Source organism: uncultured Winogradskyella sp. (assembly GCF_947501905.1).
Lineage (GTDB): Bacteria > Bacteroidota > Bacteroidia > Flavobacteriales > Flavobacteriaceae > Winogradskyella.
This window is the reverse complement of sequence record NZ_CANMXL010000004.1, coordinates 217,683-242,002: the sequence shown is the minus strand read 5'-3', so window position 1 is coordinate 242,002 and position 24,320 is coordinate 217,683. Positions and strand designations below refer to the sequence as shown.

Below are 24,320 nucleotides of genomic sequence, written 5' to 3'. Positions count from 1 at the left end.
CTAATTTTTAAAATAATCTGTTATATGCTTCTAAATCATCACTATCAGAATTCATATCTAAAGAGTAAATACCGAAATCTTCTTCAATAATACTATACATTTTTTCTGCTTTTCGATTTAGATTTTCAAGAATATCTAAATCTATTGTATCGTAATATTGTAAAAAATAATAGTTTGATGACTTTAATTCTGAGCCGCCAACCCTGTGTATCCTATCTAAGGATTGTAAATATTGTGCACAATTATATGATAAATCATAATAAATCGCATCTTGACAAGTTTTGTGCAAAGATATTGATTCTGCACAAGCTGCAGGATTAGCAATCAAAATATCCAACCCACTGTTAATATCGACAAATTCATTCCTTATTTGCTCTCTGCTATCCACAATGTTTTTGGATTCTTTTTCAATTGGTGTTCCTCCATAAATTATTTTGCATCTCATTGAATTTGTTATGAAGTGTTTTTCAATAAGTCTTAAAGTTCCAATAAAATTTGACCAAATAACAACTTTTTTATTACGTTTCTGTAATTTCATCACTAATTCAATAAGTTTTGTGATTTTAGCAGGTGTTTCGATATTCTCATACTGATAAACAATTTGCTTTAATTCCGAGTTATCTTTTAAAACATCTTCATAATAATCCTCTATGCTTGAGGCTATCAAAGATGTATTAGAAGCTGCTTGTCTTAATCTTATCATTCTACCCTTATAAAGTTTAGTTATAAACTCTATATTGTTTATATAATCACCTTTTGCATAATCTTCAATCCTGTTTTTTATAGCATCATAAATCTTTCTTTCATATGGGTTCATTTCAATTATTATGGGAGGCATGAAAATTTGTTTTTTTAAGCCTAACTCGGATTTTCTCACGCGATAAAAAAGTGAATTGATTTTTTCCTTTAAAATCAAACTAGCTTCATCGTGCATACTATTATTTTCTAAGTTTCGAATCCTAATTTTTGAATCTTCATCAATGGGATTATTAAAAGGCCATAAAAAATCAAAAAGATTAAAAGAATCTGTAAAACTTTTTGGCATTGGTGTACCTGTTAAAATACAGCGATATTTTGCTAAAGTACTTAAACTTAAGACAGCACTTGCCCATTGGCCTTCTACTCTTTTAATGTAATGAGCCTCATCAATCACCAAAAAAATATTCATTTCCTTCTGTACAAAAAGATGTTTTACATTTTCAATATCAAACAATAAAGTTTGAAAAGATGTCAAATACAATTCAGAGCTGTTTTCTTCTGTATCATAGTAGTTTAACTTTCGCTTTTCCTGAGAACCTCCAGCTAATACTTTTGAATCTGGAATTTTACCCAAAACCAATTCAAACTCAGATTTCCAAGGGCCAAAACTTGCTAATGGCCCAACTACAAACAGAGTATTTACTTTACCTTCTGTCTTTAATTTTGCATAAACGCTAAGTATAACTGAAGTTTTCCCACTTCCTGGAACTGAAAAATTAGCACCATTTTGAATTTTATACAGATGAAATGCGGCTTTACTTTGATGTTCTTTAAGAGGTCTAATTATTATATCAGATAAGGATTTACAGAAAGCATTATATTCACTAAAATTAAATATACCATTTTTAAAATCTAAAGCTTCCTCTTTTAATTCTTCAAAATTAGAATCAAATAATTTCTGCTTTTCGATTATCCTTAAACATACGGAACACAAATCATAATCTATATTTTCATCATTTAAATAATCTGTTATTTCAATAAGTAAATCATGAATGGCATTACCCTCGAAGACATAATTCCCATTTTTATGTCTCTTAAAATTCATATACTCAATATTACCAATTTGATGACCTTTTAATTCATCATAATCACTAAGGGTTAAAATATCTGAACTAATGAAAATTTTCAAGATGCTATTATAGATTTTTAATCATTTTGTATATTTCTTTTTTTATTTCATCTGCTTTATTGACCACTTGCTCCGCCATGCGCAGACTAGGTTTTAATTTTGATTTCTCTATAGCTTTCAAGTTCATGTTTTCATGGTTGAGTTTGCCTAATGCTGCTTTTAGTAACTCTAAGGGTGTTTCACTTTCTTTAGTGCCTAAGAATATATTATAAGATTTCCTTACCCTATGCACAATATCTTCTTCGTTCTTTCTATACCATTGTAAATCTTTTATCTCAGCATCTTTTGCATCAGTGGTGGTTTCACCATAAGACTTTAATTTTATTTCTTTTAACTCTAATAATTCTTCCTTAGACTTTGGGTTGTTTAAAAGTTTTGGCAAGAGCCTCATTAGTTCATGCGATTTCTTATCTACCCCTTGGATTTTCCTTGAACGAATCAATTTAAATGCAACGTCTTCTATATCTCCTCTTTCTTTTTTAGTTATTCCAAGTTTATGAATTCTTTTTGGGTCTCTTAAGAATTTGTCAATACTCTTATAATAATCTATGAATGCTTGCCATTGACCTTTATTTGAACCTTTTGCGGTAGCTATTGTATTGTATAGACCATTTCTACCTAGCCTATCAAGATATTTATCAATGCATTCTAATGGCTTTAGAAAATCTTCTTCTATTTGCCTTACTTTTTTCTTTTTTTCTGCTACCGATAACATATTGAAAGTTGCATCATAAGACAACTGTTCTTCTATTGACATTTCGTTATCCAGTTTTCTTCTGATGGAAATTGCTTTATCAAAATTTGAATATTCAGACTTACCATGTGTGTGAAATTGATAAGCACTTTCTATTTGTTCTATTTCATAGTATGTAGGTGGAGTTTCATCGTCATCACTTTGTTTTTTATTAGGTAAGATTACAACTTCCAAATTTTTATAACTCGTTTCAGATGGGTACTCTAATGACAATAATTCAAGTGCCATTTTTCTTCTGTTGCCGTTTATGAGAAATCCATCGCAAGTAATTACTGCAGGTTCATCTTGACCCCTATCTACAATTGTTCTTTTTAATTCTTTAGTTCTTTCGATATCTTTTTTCCTTAAAAAACCCCTAATAATCTCCTGACCATAGTCAGTAGCTTCCATTAATTTTCCATGCTTCTGTTCGTACGAATAAATATCAGATGCTATTCTTCCGTTGTCTTTTCTGTATTTCAGATAGATTGTAGGTATAGAATATACTTGGCGTTCAATATTTTTTCGCCTATCGTCCCTAAAATATATTGGTCTGGTTTTATTTTTAACCTTAGACTTATTCTCTTCGACTTCTTTAACTAAAGAGTCAATTATGACTCTTGGTCTATTTGCATCAAATTTCTCCATAATCTACTATTCTAGATTTATATTTTTAGTTTTGATAGTACTTCAAAAGCAAAAGCGCTAGCATTGACTGATGCTAATTCTTGAAATCTATCTTCCTTATTATCTAACATATCTGAAATGCCCCTTACTATTAAGCCTAAGACACCTTCATTGTCCTCAATTGCTTTGTAAAATCCATAACCCTCCATTTCAATAGCTGCAGTATCATTATAATGTGTTCGAAGCAGTTCAGCTACTTCTGATTGAGAGTCTGCAATAACTTTTTCACCTGCAGCAATCGGCTTGACTATCGCAGATGGGTTTGGATATTCTTTATTAGTTTTTTTTATTCGATATTTCCAATCATCTCTTCTTGCCACAGCCATTGCTCTTTGAAGCATTGCATAAGATGATTTACCAGATTCAGGTCTAGTTAACATTTTTCCATTTTTTATTTTTCCATGTTCATAAGCATATGCTCTTTCTGCGACCACAATATCACCAAAAGTGATATCGTCTTTGAAACCACCAGCTATGCCTACAAAAATTACAACTCTAGGATTAAAGTAATCAATAGCCCTTTCGGTTTCTAATCCACATTGAATGTTACCCGCTCCAACTTGTGCAACTCCAACTTCCCAATTCCTTTCTTCTCCTTCAAAAATCCCTTTTTCATAAACCGTACCTTTTGGATGTGTAATTTCTATTACGTCTCTAAGATGTTCACAAGTAGAAGTGAATTCTATTGGAATGGCAGTGATAATTACCGCTTTCAGAAGTGATTCTTCTTGTGTGTCTATACTTTCTGGCATAATTATTTATTCCGAAATCATTTACTTTTGTAAGTAAATATTCAGAGTTTTATGGTAAATCAAAATATGATTTTAACACACAAAATATTACATATCCTATGAAATATTATTAAGGTGCATATATTATTCAATAACAATCTATAAATAGTTTAAACTAGTATAAATTATTAATAATGGGAGAGCTTAAATATAATAAATTTTGTAAGAGTACGAGTACGGAAAAACCATAAATATTTGAAAATTATTTATTTATGTAATGCATAATGAAGTTTACCTCCTACACTTCGACTACGCTCAGTGAGCACATCGTCGCATAAACAGTGTTTACTCGCACACACTTATTTGATAAATAGGTGCTCGTGAATCTCGTAAACTCGATGTCATTAACTAAGTATAGACGTATTTGAGAAGAAAAAAATAAAATGAAGTATTGACTTTTGAGCGATATCACACTAATTAGTTCTGTTTATGTGCGACCAACATCCATATGATCTTATCAGGGTCGTTCTCCCAATGGCCCAGATTATTATTTTCATAACGCAGTATAAATCCTGAGCTTCGCAATTCTTGCTTTACATATTTGGTGCTCAAACTATGTGCATTGGTTTGTTCCTGTCTTGATTTTCCAATAATACGTGATTTTAGCTTTTCTATAATTACTATTTGACCACCAGGTTTTAAGGCTTTTTTGACATGACCCAGAATGCTCCTGTAATCTTCCATTTCATGGTAGGTATCCATAATAATAACAGTATCTAATAGCCCTCTAGGAAGGTTTGGATTGTCATAATCACCTACAATGGTAGTAATGTTGTCAAGGCCTCGATCTTTAACAATCTCATTTAATGTTTCTAAACGGTCCGTTCTAAGATCGACAGCAAACACCTTCCCGCTTTCTCCAATCTGTTTTGATAAACGTACACTCAAGTAGCCTTCATGACAACCAATATCTGCAACATAATCACCTTCTTCTATCCCAATAGCGTTAAATATGGTATTTAGTGCCATCCATGTATCACGTTCTTTCCAATCGTTTTCTTCATATTGAGAAAACCCTAATGATGGCAAACAAATAAGTGCTAAGACTACTAGAATTACTTTCATAGCAACAAGTTAAAAAACAGATGTAATTTGTAGATGTTAATTAACACTAATTTATTGAATAGACCTTAATCGGCCTGTGGGTGGTCTATCAATTCTATAATTTTTAAAGACACGGGTTTAGACGATTGAAAATTTTGCCCAGTCACCAAACGCCCGTCTACTTCTAAAGTATATTTCCCGCGTTCTGAGAATTTAAAATCACCGCCTCTTTCTTCAATCGTTTTTTTGATTAAAAACGGAAATGTTTTAAAATATGGCGCCTCTTTATTTTCGTAATCATCAGGATAGCCACTGACACTTTTGCCATCCACTAAATAGTTGCCATCTTTAGTTTTTAAATGAACAATACCAGCTGTACCATGACATACCGATGATATAATGCCCTTGTACTTTTCGTAGATTTCCATAGCTATAGTTTGAATGTCTTTATTTTCTGGAACACCAAACATAGCAGCGCCGCCTCCTATATATTGAATGGCCTTATATTCTGAAGCGTCAATTTCTGAAGGGGATTTTGTATGCTTCAGCGCATGCATCAATTGCGGGTCATAGAGATAGTGTTTACTTAGCGCGTCTGATGTATTAATATAGGCCAATGGCACTGCACCGCCATTTGGACTTACAAAATCAACCCGATAATTTGCATTTTTAAAAACGTCATAGGCATTTATAATTTCAGAAAAACTATTTCCTGTAGGTATGTCTGTATTTCCATAATAATGCGCATTAGAGACCACAAATAATACAGCGTTTTTATTCGCTTCATCAATCCTTGTCGCTGTTTTACTAATAATTTTCCAATCAGTGTCAAACTTTTTAAGCAAGAACAAATCCATATAGACCCATGCCCTATTTGGTCCAGCAATTTCCACTTTTGCTGTAGCGATGTCTTTTGTAACGGTGACTTCTAAAATTTTAGCCACTCTCCCATTGAATGTTCCTTGTTCAGCGTTTTTAAAAAAATCGGCATATTCACTCGGAGAGTACCTTTTGAAATCGCCATCTCTGTTAGTGAGATACAATGTCGCATTCTCTGCAAAAGCACTTAATAAGAGTTCTCGCTTGTTATAAGAACTACCTTCCATATACTTTTGAAGTGTGTTGACAACTCCTGGATGGTATGATGCTTCTCCATAAGTTGAAGCGTCACTTATGGGATAAAAATCCTCTGTTATAATAGACGTCCTTTTTTTGTTTCCGCTTTTAATTAAAAAAGAGCCACCCCAAACGACTTGAGGATAGTCTATAATTTGTGCTATCATTTCGCCTAAACAAGGAATGGTCCCTTTAAATTTTTCTATAGCTTCATCTTTTGGAACCCAACGGAATTCTACATTTTTATTTGTGGGCAACGCATTAGTTGTAGATTTAGCCACATAAAATTGTCTTAAGCTTATAGCATTATTAAAGTCAAACTTATACGTAAAAACACCTTTAAGGTTTGGTTTTGTAATGTAGACGCCATATCTAGTTGAGATGCTATCGATAACTTCACTTATCGTTTGTCTTTTCTCATAAAATGCCCCTATGGTGATCCAACCGATAGATGCTTTTTTTATTAAAACATCTCCCTTATCATTAAGAATCACCAAATTAATAGCTGATGTATGGGCATCTTCATCAGCCTTAGATTGGGCTTTTGTAAACTGAATTGTAAGTAGCATCGTTACGAGTAGGATGTAATTTTTCATAGTGACTGTTTTTTATTATTAAGATGTTTCAAAAGTCTTAGATATAGACCTATTTGCCTACTTAAATCACGATGTTGGCATACAAAATGGACACATTAATGACATTTGGGATATAAAATATCAAGGCCTAACAGATATGTTACATTAGTTTTATTTTGAAGCATTGCGATACGCTATCGCTGTAGTTGACGTGATGCTCTTAAAAGCTGCATTAAAAGAGGATAAGCTGTTGAAACCGCTATCATAAGCAATAGCCGAAATTTTTAAGTGGCGATACTCGTCTGCAACTAATCGTTTCTTAGCTTCGGACACTCTGTAATTTGTTATAAATTTTGAGTAATTGATATTTTCAGATTGATTGATGACCTGTGATAGACGTTTGGAAGAGATTCCCATTTTCTTGCTCAATTTCCCTAAGGTCAAATCCGGGTCGAGATAGAGCTGTTCTGAAGTCATTAATTGCTTTAACCTCCCTGATAATTGGACAATTTCATCTGTCTCTAATGTGGACTGACCGTATTTTTGGGTTTCAATTTTAAACAAAAATGGGGTTTGCAACCACCAAATCGAAAAGGCAATAATGACAGCCGAAAATAAGAACGCCATTCCCATATAATATGGGATAATATTTTGCATAATCAGTACATAGATAATTACAACCGTCAAAGTAGCAGTTACAAAAAACCGTAACCAACTATCAATTTTACGTTCTCTGTAAGATGTTGATTTTTTGTCATTTTTATGTAACCAATAATACGCATATCCTGCATAAAGAATAATATGAGCGATGAGCGCATAATGTAATAGTCTTGCGAAAGAACTTCTGTCGTTAGGAATTATCCAACACAAGGCAATAAACATAAGCATGGGGACGTAATGCCATAAATATGCTTTGCTAGCAAGTTGATGTTGTGGATGTTTCCGAAGAAAAACATACAACCATAAAGAAGGTCCGATGGCTAAGAGTATTCCTAAAAATATATTACGAATCACTGGATCTATTGGAAAATAGTTATAAAACAAAGATTTCCCGATGCGCAAACTAAAGGCCAATAAATATAGGGATAAGAAGAAATTGGCTTTGTGTTGTTCTGTTCTGGAAACTAATAAGAATAGACCAAATAACAGGCTAATTATAACACCAATACTGCCTACCAGTAATTCGATATGTTTTAAGATATCTGCATTTACTCCCATCTCGTAAAGAAAGTAAAATATTTTCAACTATTGTGTCAAACAAATTTGATAAATAAGAGCTCGCGAATGTTTTTCGAAATCAGTATTTTTATAACATATGTCATCTATACATAAATATCCAGAAGTCATTGCTTTAAAAGGCTTTATTAAAGACAAAAACTGTACTGCAAAACAGTTGGATGTGTCTTATAAGATTCATGAGTTTTTAACGCCTATACAATTACACATCGGTACTATTGAGATTATAATACAAGTACAAGATGAGTATAATGACTTAAGCATTAATAACCCATTATTAACTATAGTGCTTTCCTTGCAAGAATTAGAACTCATAGAAGATTCTACCGATTATTTAAATTGGTTGCAATTCTTATGTATTAAAAAGAGTACCGAAAAACTACGCTCCTATTTTCAGCACATGGTTAGTATAATACCAAGTTTACGGTCTAAGTTTGCAAATAGCACCATTAGCTCTTTTATACCTGGACTAGATTATGAGCTTAACTCCAATAGTATATATTATTTAAGAAAAACAAGATTGCATAAATAGATAAATTATTTGCTAACGTTTTAATGTAAAATGTCCGCTTTTGATAAGCCCAAAACTAAACTCCAATTGAAACCAATAATCACTTGACGGCATTAAGTATCCATTGTAGTTACCATCCCAACTAGGATTACTGTTACTAAGTACAGTCAATAACTTACCATACCGGTTAAATACTTTTACCACATATTGTTCATTATCAATGCCTTTTAACCCCCAAACATCGTTATTATTATCATTATTTGGCGTAAAGAATAACGGGTAATCAATTAAAAATACGGTTTCTTCTAACGCCCCACATCCATTTAGTTCTCTTGCATAAATGGTGTACATGCCACCACTTAAATTTTCAAACACATTACTTGTTTGAAAAAATACACCATCAATAGAGTATTCATAAACTAAATTAGTATTGATTATAATTTTAATACTATTATTGCTTGATAATTCATTAATATTAATGGTAAAATCTGTTATTGGAAACACATCTATAACATCTATAATAACTTCACTTGAAACGTTGCCGCATGCATCATTTTCAATAGTGTAAGTGTATGTTCCAGGACCATCTAAAATAGGATTGTAAACATTTGTACCACTAGCTAATGTTGGAGTCCAAAATCCACCTATATCTGGATTACCATCTATTTGCTCAAATACATCGAATTCTAACTCATTTATACAAACAGATAATTGTGTGTCTAATCCTGCATTTGGTAGTTCTGTAATTGATACGTTCACAGTTGATGAAACATCACCACAGTCTTCATTGCTTATCATATATGTATATAGACCTGAGCTATCTAATTGTGGGTCAAAAACCCCTGTAGTACTAGCTAATTCTGGAAACCATGTTCCGCCTAGTTGTGGATTTCCGTTTAGATAATTAAATAAGTCTATTGCTGCTGCATTTTCGCATATAACCATTTCTCCATCTTGACCAGCATTTGATGCTGATGTAATGCTTATATCAATCTCAGTAGTGCTCACACCACATGCATTAGTAACAGTATATATATAGTTGTCAGCTACATCAATGCTTGGATTAAAAAGTGTACTGCCAGAAGCAAATGATGGTGTCCATGTCCCATTTGCATCAGGACTGCCTTGTAATAATGCAAATACATCTACAGGAGTATCATCTTCGCATATGCTAAATTGTAAAGGATTACCTGAGCTTGGTAAGTCCAGAACATTTATTAATATCACTGATTCGTCACTACCACAAATGGCATTTGTAACTGTATATGTATACGTTCCTGATATGTCTACAGCAGGATTAAAAATAGTGTTATTACTTTGCAATGGAGGCGAAATTACTCCACTAGTATCTGGGTTTCCTTGGATATAATCTAAAAGATTAATAGGACTATCATTTACACAAATATCAATTGTTGAATCATCACCAGCTAATGGAATATTATTATCAATAAGCACATTTACATTTGCTGCAATACTACCACAGCTATTTGTCACAGTATATTGGTAAACACCTGACGCATCTAATGATGGGTTAAAGGCATTTGTGCCACTAGCTAATACTGGAGACCATGTTCCACCAGTATCTGGTGTTCCATTAATGAGTTGAAATAGATCAAATGCAGTATCAGTTGCACACAAATCAATATCCGTATCCTCACCTGCATTTGGTGCTCCGAATATTGTTACAGTCACTATTGAGAAATCTGAAAAACATGATCCATTTGTTATAGTATATCTGTAACTACCTGCATTGTCTATAGATGGATCAAACATATTTGTGCCACTATTTAATGCTGGTTGCCATAAACCACCAACAATAGCATTATTGCCTAGTAAACTGAATAAATCAATTGGACTATCGTTTTCGCATACTTCTAATGTGTTATCAGTTCCTGCGTTTGGAGCATTAAAAAATACACTAAGTGAAGAGGATTCTGTATATGCTAATGTATTGCATGGTGCAGATGAATTAGAGTATCCCAAGCGGAATTTGTCATTATTATTAGATGTATCCAGAATTGTTATCGTCAAAATCAAGGTATTTACACCAGAAAATATGGCATCATCTATGAGATTGTTCCAAGTCTGTCCTTCATCAGTACTTATTTGCCATTGAAACACATCAGCATTGATAATATCTGTTGTTACCTGAATGATATCAGATACATTTGCAATTTGAGACAAAGGTGGTTGATTTTGAATTATAGGAGAAAGTGCATAGTCCTGAAAATCTAGGATAGAATTTAAATCCTGGTCCAATGGTGTTGTATAACCATCTGGTTCGTCTGAAATAGTTCCATCTGGATTTACATTGTCTGGAAACGCACCTAATGTACCGTTAGAATCTGGGTCACTAAAACCTGCCTCCATGACATCACTACAGCCATCATTATCACTGTTTAAATCCAGATGATCTGGCAATAAGTCTAAATCAGAATCTAAGTTTGGATTTCCATTTTGCTCAACAGCATCTAATATGCCATCGTTATCATCATCTACATCAATGCTATCTAAAATACCGTCATTATCATTGTCTCCATTATCAATAACAGCAGATATTGAGTTACAGTCAGAACCATTATTAGAAATTTCTACATCGTTTGGAAGATGCCCATAATTTAGAAGATTACTTATTCCTGAACAATCCACTAAATCTATATTAAATCTTATATCAAGTTCATTAAAATTTTCATTTTCTCCAACAAACATTACTTTACTAAGAAAATCTAAATTAATTAGTTTAGGATTAGAACCAATTAATAAATCCCAATTAACCCTTTCAAATATATTAAAACCACTAACAATCTCTAAAGCATTATTATTAAAAAGCCTCAGTTTTCCATTAGTACGTTTAAGTTCATAGAACCCTGTAATATTCTGTAAAAAGAAATTCTCTCCAATATCAATATCTCGAACATTTTTAAGCTTATTGAAGCCAGTAATGTTTACAGCTCCCACATTATCAATTCTTAAATCACCATGAATTATTTCTAAATTTTCAAATCCTAAAATCTCCCCTATACCCATACTTGAAATTATAATATGATCGGATTCTTTTAAGGCATTAAACCTTGGTATTGTTGCTGGATTACCAGTTCCATTAGCACTAATTACGAAAGACTCAGAATATTCTAAATTTTCAAAACCTGAAAAATTCACTAAGGCAGAGTTTACACTTATGATTAAACCAAATCCATCATTACTATCTATGCGTGTTAAATTATTGAATTGCGGAATATTCTCAAGAATATCATTTCCGTGTATATGTAATTGACCAGCACATGATAATGATATAAATCCTGCAAAACTAACTAATGATTCATTTTCAATAATCTGAATTCCTTGATTTACTCTGACTAAGTTATTAAACTCAGGTATTGTCGTTAAAAAATATTGATTATTTAATGATAGACTATTTAGCTCTTCAATATTATCAAAACCATGAATTTCTTCTATTACACTATTTATCCATATCGATAAATCCCCAAAGAAATTAGTTAGGTTTAAAAAGGAGACAGTCTTTAAATTGCTGTTCTGTAATATTTCTAATCTTGGTCCTAAAGATATTAATGAGTCAAATTCAATGGTTTCAATTGACGTGTTTTGTATTAATAGTTCACCTTGAACACTAGTTAATCCAGAAAGCGAACTGATATCAGATACTCCATTTTGAATTGTCAAATTACCTTGTATGACTGAACAATTAGGATAATCCAGCACAAATTGATTTAAATCTGCCTGAGATGTAAATAAAACATCACCTGCTGGGCATTGACAAAAGGCCAAGCCAACAAAACAAAACATAAAACAATATACCCCAGTCTTAATTGGTTGCAATTTCTTTAATAGATTAATTGTAAAGACAAAAGTATCTAAAAATTGACAATTATTTATAGTCTTTAAAAATAGCTGTACTCACCCAATAAATATCTTGGTTACTGGTGTAAAAAAAGTATTTGCCATCTTTAGTAACAAACGGACAAAGCTCATGCCCTTTGGTGTTAATTGCTTTACCCATGTTTACAGATTGGGTCCAAAAACCATCTTTATTTTTAAAGCTAATGTATAAGTCACCTCTGCCTAAACCGTCTTTTCTATTGGCACAGAAAATAATATAGGATTCATCTGGTGCGATAAAAACATCGGCCTCGTAACTTTGCGTATTAATGGCTGCTGGTAATCGTTTGGCTTTTTGGAAGTTTCCATCGACCATTTTAGAGGCATAGATATCAAAATTATTGTCTATTTTACTAGATGAAAAGTACATAGTGCCATTTGTTGTAAATGATATGTAATATTCATCTGCGTTAGTATTTATGTTTTTACCTGCATTAATGGGTTCTGACCAACCATTTGGTGTGCGTTCTGAGTACCAAATATCATAATCCTTAGGTTCACTAACGCCATCTAGTGCTCTTTGAGATATATAATACAATCTGTTTTCGTCTGGTGATAAAAACGGATCGTTATAGCCATGTTTTTTGTGAGACATAATGGTCTTTGGTTCGGTCCATTGGTTACCGACAAGCTTGGTAAAACGGATTTCTTCTTTACCGTCATTATTAACCCCATAATAAAACTCAGTAGCATCTTTATTAAATACTGAACCAAACTCATACAGATTGGCTTTAGAAATAATTCCTGGCGCAAATACTTCTGGCATGATAGATGGCGGAGATTGCTTTAGATAGGTATTGTTTTGGCTGTTAGTATTTATGCTAAGTAATAATAACAGTACCAATAAAATGTATGGAATTTTCATGGATGCTTTTATATTAAAACGCAAACTCAAAATTTATATTCTACCAAATCTTAATCCGCTGTTCTTCTACTCTATAATTTACTTCTCCATGTTGTACATCAAAGGCTTCATAAAATGGTGTAAAGTTCATTAAAGGCCCATTAACACGCCACATTGGTGGTGAGTGTGGATCATTAGTAACGTAGTTACGTAAAAACTCATCACGCATTTTTACACGCCAAATGTTGGCTATTGATAAAAAGAAACGTTGATTTGGTGTATAGCCTCCAATCTTAGTGGTATCTTGACCTTGTTCAGTCAATTTAAATGCATCATAAGCAATTGCAATTCCGCCGTTATCTGCAGTATTTTCGCCAACAGTTAGAGCTCCTTTAAGATGCACACTATCTAAAACGGTAAAAGCCCCATATTGCTCTACAATCTGATTCGTCTTTTCTTTAAATTTTTTATAATCGTCTTCAGTCCACCAATTGGTTACGTTACCATCTTTATCAAACTGGGCACCTTGATCATCAAAAGCATGTGTAAACTCATGCCCTATAACCATTCCTATTCCGCCATAGTTCACAGCATCATCTGCATACAAATCAAAATATGGTGCTTGCAATATACCAGCAGGGAATACAATTTCATTTAATGATGGATTGTAATACGCCGTAACTGTTGATGGTGTTGTACCCCACTCGTCTTTATTAGGTGGTTGGTTTAATTGTTTTAGGTTGTATTGGTAATTGTTTTTTCGCAATGCTACAACATTCTCAAAGAATTGATTACGGTCAATAGCAACATCATACGAACGCCAAACATCAGGGTATCCAATCTTTTTATTAATAGCAAACAGCTTCTCCTTAGCTTTAACCTTTGTACTATCACTCATCCAGTCTAGATTATCAATACGCCTTTCTAGGACTTTCTGAAAATTATTCACTAAATCAAGTGCACGCTTTTTAGCATCTTCGTTAAAATATCGTTTTACATAAAGTTGCCCCAATGCAAAACCTATTTGCTGATCTACGCGTCGTACCATTTGCTTATCACGTGGTTGCTGTTCTGTCTGTCCGGAGAGTACCTTAGAGTATTCAAACGCTGCATCTTGAAAAGGTTTACTTAAAATATTATCGTGCGAACCAATAGAGTTTGCTTTTAAATAAAGCTTCCAGTCGTCTAACGAAACTGTAGATAACATCTCATCTAAGGTTTTATAATATGCTGGCTGTGCAACGTCTATTGAGTCTGTCTTTATGCTTAGAAGCGATAATATATTAGCCCAATTAATGTTAGAATGTTTTTGGTCTAAATCATCAACAGACATTTTATTGTAATTCGCCTTCACATCTCTACGTTCAATCCTTGTTTTGTGAGATTCGGCCAATTGTTTTTCGATGTTGTAAACTATTTCTGCTTTGGCTTTCTCATCTGTATCGCCAACCAACTCAAATAAACGTGCTAAATATGTTTTGTAAGCATCTTGTATTTGTTGCACAGATTCATCTTCAATAAAATAGTAATCTCTATCTGGTAATCCGATCCCAGTCTGTGCTAAATGAAAGATATTCATCTCACTATTTTTCTGATCTGGTGAAATGTATGGTGCAAACATAGAATAATCACCATATTGAATTTGCGTAGCCACAAACTCTGTTAAAGACGCCACATTTTCTATTGCTTCAATACGTTTTAAAATGGGCTCTATTGGCTTTATACCTCTTTCATTAATCTTAGTTGTATCCATACCAGAGGCATAGAAATCACCAACTTGTTGCTCTACACTACCTTTAGGATGCTCTTGCTCAGAAACTTCTTGCAAAATATTTTTTAGTAATTCTTGTTGTGGGATATTTAAAAAACGATAAGCACCAACGCCTACTTGGTCGTCAGCAATGACAGCGCTATCCATCCATTTTTTGTTGACATGATTAAAGAAGTTATCTCCGGGTTTAATGTTTTCAGAAATCCCATCAAAAACAACAGCTTGAACTTCTGTTTTAGTTTCTTCTTTGCATGATACAAGAATAACAATAAGGCATAATAATGTAAAAAAACGTTTCATGAGTATAAAGATTGATTTTCTCAAATATAAGCATGAATAACTTTTACACCACAACTAGACGATTGATTTAACCTAGCATTAACCAAATTCTATATTATTTTAGTGCGTCAACAAGCCATAATGGACTTTTGTTAAAAGCTTTCCAATCTTTTTCCAAAGTTTCATAAAGTTTTTCTAGTTCTGTAAAATCTGACATACCAATATTTTCATCCTTTTTAAGTTCTAATATATAATCCATTAACTCATAACAAGCGGTAAATTGTCCACAAGCAATGAGAGTTTCCATACGGTTTTTAGCAATATCGGTTTGGTCCCACCATAAGGTTGTTGGTGTTTCGGATGCTGTGAGCGCAACACTTTGCAAGCTTTTACTCGGATGTGGTTTTATGTCTTTATTGTAAGCTTTGCCCTTACTGTATGGTGTTTCTAGGCCATTTAGTTTGTAGACTGTTGCTGTAATTCGCCTATGTTTCAAAGACGATTTGGAATAAAATAAGTCATAATTCAAACGACGCATTTGTTTTAGAAATACATCATTAATCATGGTCATTGCAGAAGTTAATCTGTCAGTAAGCATTCGTTGTACCAAACTGATATCGAGCTTCTGAAAGGTTAAAATATCATCCAATAATGGTTCTGGTACATTCTTTTTAAAGATGTGTTTTAAACGCCCTAAAATTGAAGTTTTAATTACTGAAGCAACCAACCCAAAAACAGTAAGTAATAAGCCAAAGCCTATAATAATACTACCTAGAATATAAAGACCTGTATAAGGCATTGGACCAAATAGGTTCATACTATTTAATAATACGAGTAACATACCAATAACCAAAATGATAATGTATAATGGCTTTATAGTAAAGTATTTCAAAATTTTATTAACTACTGTTTTTACAGTAAAACTTTTATCTATTTTGCTTGTGTCTTGCTGCCAAGGCTGCATTTTATAACTACCCACATCGTTAACCATAATTAAGTCAAGACCATCTCCCATACGTTCATTTATGAGCATCATACTGCCAATACCTTGGTTATCTGCAATACCACCGTCCATAATACCGACACCGTTTATGAATCGATCTAAGCCTTTCAAATTCTTATATGCTTGTGAATCTTGATTTTCGAAATAATCATCTGGGAACACTAGAGGTTCAAAGCCAACCGGAAAACATGATGAGGACGCGATAACATCACCTAGCTTAACATCATTTCTAAGTGCATTAACTTCTTTTTGATAATTGCGGTATAAAGGGTTATTGCCAAAATAACCTCTATTTTGAAACCTGTAGGTTAAGCCAAAGGAGAAATCTGTAGCGTTAAAACACACTTGCTCTAACTGCTTAATGAATTTAGTCTCAAAATGCTTGAAATTACCACTAAAAATAGACATTTCGGCATAAGTCAACGCAAAAGCATTTATAAGTGAGCGCTTTTTATGTGGATTGTTTTTCCAAACAGTATCGTCCTCTAATTTTGCAATGGCATTCTCTAAAAGCTTATCGTTTTTTGGAGTAAACGTATTATAAAACGTCTTGAAAAAAGTTTTAAAATCATAATCACCTGCTTGCACAGCTTTGGCATATGCTACAGCTAAAAGTGTTCCACCACTGACGCTACTTAATGCTTTTACTGATGATAATAAGGGTTTACCGTTATAAGATACATTGTCAAGATAGGACACAATACCTAAGGCATAGAAAGTAGCTCTATAGCCACCACCACTAAAACAAAGCCCAATATTATTAAAAGGTTTAAGAGTTTTCTTTTCTTCAGACATACTATTATATTTTCACTTTAGACCATCATTAGACTTTTACACTAAACAATTAGTGCATCTCTTAAGGGTATAAAATGTGAATGTAATAGCTTAAATATTGGAGGAGTATAAATATATAAAACCTTTGGCTTTTATGTATATATAGTTATCAATAATTTTGAAAGCTAGACTAAAGCAAATATTTTAATTTATACGTTTCAGGCCTGAAGAAATAATCATATCTCTTTTTGCCACAAGTTTGTCATCTACTTTTTGAAGCTTAAGGATTCGATCAGTCTCTCCCCTTTTTGTCATTTTTTTTCGACAACGCTTGCTTAACATTGGGTCTTCATCAAAGAATAAGGTTGGTAAAGCATATTCTGTTCCGTCTGGAACTTGAACTTTCATGTGTATTTCCTGTAATTGATTATAAAGTCTATCGCCACCAGGAACAAAAGTATAAAAGGTGTATTTACCGTCTGCATTAGTCTTAACAGTAGCACTATGCTTAACCTTTTTCTGGTCATTGATTTTTTCAACGACAAAATTTCCATCTTCGTCTGCTTGATTAATAGTCAAAATATAATTTTTTGCTGGTGTAACACCATCTTCCAAATATAGAGTACCAGAGATTTTGAATGGTTTTGATTTAATCAAATAATCAGGAATTGTATCCGTATTATTATCTGATGCTTCAAATACATCTATTGCAATAAAAGAAGAATTGCTTGTTTGGGCAGTAGAAAAAGTAATTGTAATTATTAGTAAAAAAACCGTAAGTTTCATTTGCATTTTCATGGGACAATAATATTGATTTGGACTTCCAATTTGAGCAATAATTATTGTAACACCATAAAAATCAAATGAATGCAATAAATAATCGATGTAAGGTTTTTGATTGCAAAATATACCGATGAATGACAGGATAATCAAAGCTCTAATTCATGTTATTAATTCTTTATTTTTCACATTTTGTACTAAAAATCCTATATATAATTCAAAAATTCGCCAAATGTATTTCGTCTAAAATAATTGCATTTAATCCAGTATTTATGCAGTTTGTCGCTTAAAAATGCATTTCATTGATAAAAAAATTTTCAAAAAAACATTCAAATTACAGCGAAAATCGTAAATATTTATATATGTTTGTCTAGCCCAGTCTAATAAAAACCTATAAAAATGAAGACTAAAATTACCCTACTTATGTTTGCACTTTTGTGTGTATCTACCCTAGCTAATGCACAAAAAAAGCAAAAAGCTCTAAGTTTTATTAGTGGAAAAATAAGTATCGCTAAATATCATGAAAGAGAAGAGCTAAATAGAATGAATAAAGGAGAGCTTCTTGACTTATATATAGAACGTATAGAAGTCATAGTAAACATTTTGCCAAATATTGCATTTGCAACTAATTCAAATGTAACTATGACAACATTAGGTATTCCGGATACAAAAGAAAATAGAAAAGCCTTAGTTGAAAATAAAGAAGCATCTGATGTTTATTTTGAGGATACAATAGAGTTTCAAAAGAAAATACTGCCCTATTCTGATACTTCAGATTTGATAGCCGCTATATTGTTTTATGAATCTACTTTAAAATCTTTGCACACCTATAATGATTTTAAATCGAATTAATGAACAGTTTTAATTAATGTAATTAAAGGCCTCAATACTTATTATTGAGGCTTTTTTTATGTCTTTTGATTAGTTATCTCTGAATTCTTTTATGCTGATAATCAATTTTATAAAAGTCAAACCTCGACAAAAAGATTTATTTTGTAGGTATTTTCATTTTTTTCTAAATAATTAGTGTAATTCATCGATATTAGTTGTATTTAATAGGTAATAATTATACGTTTGGTATAACCCTCATCGAAAAATAAACTTAACCTCTATGAAAAAAATTACGCTTAGTGCTGTTCTATGCATTCTAGTTTTTACATGTATTACAGCTCAACAGGAAAAAGGAATTATTGGATTTGATAATTGGTTAAATCCATGGGCAGAATTTAAACCAAATAAAACCAACTACGGAGAACCTACCCAGATATTAACTGGAGATATTACTAGTGATATTACTTTAAAGAAGCGAGATACTTACCTATTGCTGGGTGATGTTTTTGTAACAGACAGTACTACTCTAACTATAGAGCCTGGCACAGTTATTTTAGGAGATTATAAAACTAGAGGGTCATTAACTATTAGTAGTGGATCTAAAATAATTGCCGAAGGCGAACAAACAGATCCAATAGTTTTTACCTCAAACCGACCAATGAAAAAACCTGGTGATTGGGGAGGTCTCTTTATTCTAAGTGACGCACCAACTAATAAGTTTGGTAATGAAAGTTCATTGAACTTTGGTTTAAAGCCAAGTAGTTTTAGTAATATCACTTATGGAGGTGAAAATGAAGTAAGCAATTCAGGAGTATTAAGTCATGTCAGAATTGAATATGCTGGTAGAAGAACAAAAGAGTTTGGATACTTTAATGGGCTTACACTCGCTGGTGTCGGTAATGAAACAACAATAGAAAATGTTATGGTAAGTTATTGCTCTGGTGATGCTTTTAGCATAATTGGAGGTAACGTCACATTAAATAAGCTAGTATCATATAAATCCAACCAAAATGATTATAAATTTAATCATGGAGCCCAAGTAATTATAGAAAACTCAATAGCTGTACGATCACCATATGTTTCTAGTCCAGATGGTTATAGATGTATGTATGTGTCATCGTATAATAACATTGAAGATATAGACCCAACAAAACCAAACACTTTAGTTCTAGCTTCAAATCTAACCATGATAAATGTTAGTGACGATTTAAAATACGATATAAGCATTGGTCTTGTTAAAGAAGCTATTTACATAGAAAAAGATGCTACTTTCTCTTTAAAACGAAGTGTTATTTCTGGTTTTAATCCTGCAGTATTCTTCGATGAAGATATTCAGATTAATAACGAAAATCTTCAAAAAATCAATTTTGAACGCACGTATTTTAATAATTGTAAAGGCAATATTTTTACTAAGTATAACTCAAATAATGAAGATTTAGAAAGTTGGTATGGTAGTAGAGCTTTTGACAATGTGTACTCCAAAGGTCCAGACTCTGAAACTTTTATAGATTTAAGACATTCAAGAACTCCAGATTTTAGATTGAGAATTAACAAAATCGTAGCTACTACGGATAGTGATGATATTGATGATTTAGATGATAACTAAAGCACACCCTATAAAAAAAATTAGCCTATAGATTAAAAAACTACAACTACGCCAATGTGCCCCCAAATTGCTAAAATAAAGATAATCCATCTATACCTATTTGTTATAGCCTTATCGGCTGTGCAGTTTCTAAATGCACAGATAGTTATAGGTACGCCAAACTTGGGCTTTAGTCAAGCTTGTGCAAGTGAGTCTTTTAATTCTTATGATGTTACGTTTGTATTCTCTCCAGAAAATGGGTTACAAAGCTCTAATCAGTTTGTTCTGGAAATGTCAGATGCAGATGGTGATTTTTCGAATGCAACAGTAATATATACTTCTGGTGTAGGAACTTTAACAGAATCTCCAGCAACACTCAATTTTTCGCTGCCAACAACAACCGCTGGTGAAAATTATAAAATTCGTATAAAAAGTACAGCGCCTGTAGCCACTAGCTCTAGTTCTGTAGCTTTTGCAGCCTACTATAAATTACAAGACTCTCCTTTTTCTATAAATAATTTGGTGTCTTCTGGTGCATATTGCCCTGGCGGAGCTTATCTATTAACCATAGATAACCCAGGCATTAACGAAAACGATTCGCCTTTAAATTATCCATCACTAACATATAATTGGTATAGAGAAACAAGTCCAACAACATCAGAATTTATAGACACTGGCGAAACATTATCTGTCTCGGAAGAAGGCATCTATTTTGTAGAAACTAATTATGGAACATGCACCTCAGATTCGTTTTCAAATAGAGTTGAAATTATAGAGGCTACAACTGGTGAAGCAAATGCAACTATAATATCTAGTTTAGGAAACCCGTATTGTCCGGAACAAGGTTTAACAACATTAAGTACAATTGGTGCTTTGAGTTATCAATGGTATAAAGACGGAGAGCTCATTGAAGGTGCAGATGCTCAAATGTATCAAACTAATGAGTCTGGTGAGTTTTCTGTTCAGGTAGACTTAGGAGATTGCCAAACCTCAGGTACTATTGATTTACAAAGTCAATTATTTGAAATGAATATCAATGTTTCAGAAACAAATGAAATTGACGAAGGCGATAGTCTGGATGTAGAAATTACTACAAATGCAAACAACCCAGAATTTCTATGGTATTATAATAATTCTCCAATTGAAGGTGAGTATGATGATAACTATTCAGCTTCAGAATTTGGAATGTATAAAGTAGTTGTCACTGAAACATTAGGCTGCACAGGCTCAAGAGAGTTTACTTTCGAGCTTACTGAAGCACCAGAACCTTTTCCTGATGTAGAAAACATACCTAATGTAATTAGCCCAAATGGAGATGGCATCAATGATACTTGGGTTATTCCAACAGCCTTTGTAAGTGGCACAGAAACTAGCGTAAGAATATTAACAAGCCAAGGAAAACAGGTATTTCAAACTAATGATTACCAAAATAATTGGCCTATAGACAATTTAAATTCAAATAGTATAAATCAGGTGTTTTATTACATCATCATCACCAGTACAGGTGATACAAGAAAAGGATCAATAACGATTATTAAATAAAATGAAAGCACACCTACTTGTCTTTATAGCATGTATGTCTTTCCTAGAGTATATTTCTGCTCAAGGTGGTGATGGTGTGGTTGCGTTTGAATTGCCAGTAAGAAACTCATTGACTTTTAATCGCAATATTATTAACCCAACATTTAGTTTTGTTAGAGAGCAAAACAAATTTGTAAGTGCATATAATAAGCGTGAATGGGTACAATTTAATGATGCCCCTCTCTCCTATTTAGTATCATACTCAGGTCGTTTTACCGATAATATTGGTGCTGGTATTACTTTATTTCAACAAAATTATGGTGTCCTAACAACTTATGGTGGCGTAATAAACTTTGCTTATAATGCAAGATTAGAGCGAGATACTAATCTAACTTTTGGATTAAATTTAGCAGCATATAGTAGCGGACTAAACTCAGGGGATGTAGTAACAAATTTTCCTGACCCATCTTTAGACAATATAGAATCTAATTTCTTAGTGTCTGTAAATCCAGGCATTAATTTCGGAACTACTTTTTTAGATTTTGGGGTTTCGGTAAAAAATCTGTTTTTATATAATGTCCAGTCTTCAGAATTACTACAAGATGTACCTAACCAAGGTCTTCAAGGTCATGTCATGTATACAGGCTATATGTCTAGTAGAGGTTTCTTTGATGATAGTAAATTTACTGGCCTTTTAAGAAGCGAGTTTAGAAAAGACGAGACTATTATTGCAGCAAATGCTATGCTTAGTATTCCAAAGGGATTTTGGGTTCAAGGTGGCTATAATACAATGTATGGTGCTTCAGGAGGTATTGGACTTAATATTACTGAAGAAATTGCTATTGAATATAATTATGAAATGGCACTTGGCGATTTTAGTGATTTTGGACCTTCTCATGAAATAACACTAGCCTATCGCTTTAAAAACGAAAGATTTTTTGATTATAGTAGTCAAGACGAAGTTACAGCACTTATTGCACCTAAGAAATATAAAAAGCCATCTTATCCTAGATATACTTCTGTAAAACGAAAGGCAAAAGAACCTGTTATTGCTAAAACTAATGAGGGACAAGCAGAGATTGAGGCTATTGAGGCTAAACGTCTGGCAGATGAGAAAGCAAGATTAGAAGCAGAACAATTAGCACAAGCTGAGTTAAAAGCTAAAGAAGATGCAGAAAGACTTGCTCAACAGCAAGCTGAATTAGATGCAAAAAGATTAGCTGAGGAAAAAGCTAAACGAGAGGCAGAATTATTAGCAAAAAAACAAGCTGAAAATAAAGCCAAACTATTAGCAGAACTAAAAGCAAAAGAAGCAGCAGAAAGAAAGGCACGATTAGAGGCAGATAGGTTAGCTAAAGAACAAGAGGCAATTGAAGCAAAGCGATTAGCAGAAGAACAAGCGAAAATAGAAGCTGAAAGGCTTGCTAAAGAACAAGAAGCAATTGAAGCACAAAAAATTGCTGAGCAAAAATCCAAAGAAGAAAAAGAATTTGAATTAATAACTAATCCAGATGATGATTTAGGTAAATCAATGCAAAACCTTGTAAAACAAACAGAACAAGAAAAAGAACAACAACAAGACTTATTAGATCAATACAAAAAGGCTGTAGATGGTAAAAACGAAAACCTTAAAAACTTAAAAGAAGAAAATGATTTAAGTGAGCAAGGTATTGCAGTAAAACCAAAACCATTTAAAAGTATTACTAAAGAAAATGAAGCTCTAAAAGCTATTAAGGCAGATCTTGATGAAGTTATTGATTCTAGAAGTATAAAGATTAATGAATTAGAAGAACTTTATGATGATTTAAAAGAAGCAGACACAATAGTTAATGATGTTGTTATGCTTTACTATAAAAGAGAAATTAAGCGTTTAAAATCTGAACAAATAGAGACAGATGAACTAAAAGCAAAATTAGAAAGTAGATTAAAAGATATTCAGCTAGCTATAGAATTTGAAAAAAGACGTCGAATAAAACGTGCTGAGTTTGATAATGAAGAAGAGCGTTACAAACAAGATAGAGCTACTTTAACAAATCTAAAGCAAACAACATCTATATCTGATCTACCATTAAAAGAGGACGATTTTGACTTTGGCATACCGCAACCAAGTAATATCCAAATACTAAAAAACATCAATTATGTAGATAGTGGCTTCTATGCTGTGTTAGCAGTACATAGTGATGTAGATAAACGAAATGAATTTATAACTAAATCTTTAAAATCAGGATTAAGCAATGTAGAATTCTTCTATGATGTCAACACGAGTAAATATTATATCTACTCTAAAAAATTTGGAAGTGTTCAAGAAGCTAATAATAACCTGAAATTAAAAGGTACAAAACCATACAACAGTAACATGTCAATCATTAAAATCGAGAACTAATAACATATCATTAAAGGCATTCTTTATCTATTAAGCCCCAAACCCGATAGTAAAGAATAACTAAATATATA

The 24,320-nt window shown here is 32.7% G+C and carries 16 protein-coding genes; 5 read left to right on the top strand and 11 right to left on the bottom strand.

Features of this window, described 5'->3' with window-relative positions; genetic code table 11:
- Positions 1-7: 7 nt before the first annotated feature.
- From Q0770_RS10890 to Q0770_RS10865, 6 genes are all read right to left on the bottom strand, one after another.
- Complete coding sequence (locus Q0770_RS10890; protein ID WP_299116845.1) at positions 8-1,888, bottom strand: DEAD/DEAH box helicase; 1,881 nt, start codon at positions 1,886-1,888, stop codon at positions 8-10.
- A gap of 7 nt (positions 1,889-1,895) precedes the next feature.
- The gene (locus Q0770_RS10885) at positions 1,896-3,269 is read right to left on the bottom strand and encodes a hypothetical protein (protein ID WP_299116843.1); all 1,374 of its coding nucleotides are present in this window, start codon (positions 3,267-3,269) and stop codon (positions 1,896-1,898) included.
- A 17-nt stretch (positions 3,270-3,286) separates the two neighbouring features.
- A complete protein-coding gene (locus Q0770_RS10880; protein ID WP_299116841.1) occupies positions 3,287-4,060 on the bottom strand; it encodes a 5'-methylthioadenosine/S-adenosylhomocysteine nucleosidase in 774 nt (257 codons plus the stop codon).
- Positions 4,061-4,516: 456 nt separating this feature from the next.
- Positions 4,517-5,164 carry a class I SAM-dependent methyltransferase gene (locus tag Q0770_RS10875; RefSeq protein ID WP_299116839.1) on the bottom strand — a complete coding sequence of 216 codons (648 nt, stop codon included), beginning with the start codon at positions 5,162-5,164 and terminating at the stop codon, positions 4,517-4,519.
- A gap of 65 nt (positions 5,165-5,229) precedes the next feature.
- Complete coding sequence (locus Q0770_RS10870; protein ID WP_299116837.1) at positions 5,230-6,855, bottom strand: nuclear transport factor 2 family protein; 1,626 nt, start codon at positions 6,853-6,855, stop codon at positions 5,230-5,232.
- A 150-nt stretch (positions 6,856-7,005) separates the two neighbouring features.
- Positions 7,006-8,052 carry an AraC family transcriptional regulator gene (locus Q0770_RS10865; protein ID WP_299116835.1) on the bottom strand — a complete coding sequence of 349 codons (1,047 nt, stop codon included), beginning with the start codon at positions 8,050-8,052 and terminating at the stop codon, positions 7,006-7,008.
- A gap of 97 nt (positions 8,053-8,149) precedes the next feature.
- Between Q0770_RS10865 and Q0770_RS10860 the strand changes: the two genes are divergently transcribed.
- On the top strand, positions 8,150-8,602 hold the full coding sequence (locus tag Q0770_RS10860) for a hypothetical protein (protein ID WP_299116833.1): 453 nt from the start codon (positions 8,150-8,152) through the stop codon (positions 8,600-8,602).
- A gap of 12 nt (positions 8,603-8,614) precedes the next feature.
- Here Q0770_RS10860 and Q0770_RS10855 read toward each other — a convergent pair whose 3' ends face one another.
- The 5 genes from Q0770_RS10855 to Q0770_RS10835 all read right to left on the bottom strand — a co-directional run bounded on the left by Q0770_RS10855 (position 8,615) and on the right by Q0770_RS10835 (position 18,022).
- Positions 8,615-12,418: a T9SS type B sorting domain-containing protein gene (locus tag Q0770_RS10855; protein ID WP_299116831.1), complete on the bottom strand. Its 3,804-nt coding sequence runs from the start codon at positions 12,416-12,418 to the stop codon at positions 8,615-8,617.
- Between the two features lie 49 nt (positions 12,419-12,467).
- Positions 12,468-13,343, bottom strand: coding sequence for a TolB family protein (locus tag Q0770_RS10850; protein ID WP_299116829.1), 876 nt, complete (start codon positions 13,341-13,343; stop codon positions 12,468-12,470).
- 40 nt (positions 13,344-13,383) lie between these two features.
- Complete coding sequence (locus Q0770_RS10845) at positions 13,384-15,393, bottom strand: M13 family metallopeptidase (protein ID WP_299116827.1); 2,010 nt, start codon at positions 15,391-15,393, stop codon at positions 13,384-13,386.
- A gap of 94 nt (positions 15,394-15,487) precedes the next feature.
- Positions 15,488-17,170: a patatin-like phospholipase family protein gene (locus Q0770_RS10840; protein WP_299116825.1), complete on the bottom strand. Its 1,683-nt coding sequence runs from the start codon at positions 17,168-17,170 to the stop codon at positions 15,488-15,490.
- 183 nt (positions 17,171-17,353) lie between these two features.
- Positions 17,354-18,022 (bottom strand): hypothetical protein, encoded by a 669-nt coding sequence (locus Q0770_RS10835; RefSeq protein ID WP_299116823.1) that lies wholly within the window; start codon positions 18,020-18,022, stop codon positions 17,354-17,356.
- 306 nt (positions 18,023-18,328) lie between these two features.
- Here Q0770_RS10835 and Q0770_RS10830 point away from each other — a divergent pair, with 306 nt between their 5' ends.
- The 4 genes from Q0770_RS10830 to Q0770_RS10815 all read left to right on the top strand — a co-directional run bounded on the left by Q0770_RS10830 (position 18,329) and on the right by Q0770_RS10815 (position 24,249).
- Positions 18,329-18,781, top strand: coding sequence for a hypothetical protein (locus tag Q0770_RS10830; RefSeq protein ID WP_299116821.1), 453 nt, complete (start codon positions 18,329-18,331; stop codon positions 18,779-18,781).
- Between the two features lie 259 nt (positions 18,782-19,040).
- Complete coding sequence (locus tag Q0770_RS10825) at positions 19,041-20,366, top strand: hypothetical protein (RefSeq protein ID WP_299116819.1); 1,326 nt, start codon at positions 19,041-19,043, stop codon at positions 20,364-20,366.
- A 120-nt stretch (positions 20,367-20,486) separates the two neighbouring features.
- Positions 20,487-21,887 (top strand): gliding motility-associated C-terminal domain-containing protein, encoded by a 1,401-nt coding sequence (locus Q0770_RS10820; RefSeq protein WP_299116817.1) that lies wholly within the window; start codon positions 20,487-20,489, stop codon positions 21,885-21,887.
- A gap of 1 nt (position 21,888) precedes the next feature.
- A complete protein-coding gene (locus Q0770_RS10815; RefSeq protein ID WP_299116815.1) occupies positions 21,889-24,249 on the top strand; it encodes a PorP/SprF family type IX secretion system membrane protein in 2,361 nt (786 codons plus the stop codon).
- Positions 24,250-24,320: the final 71 nt, after the last annotated feature.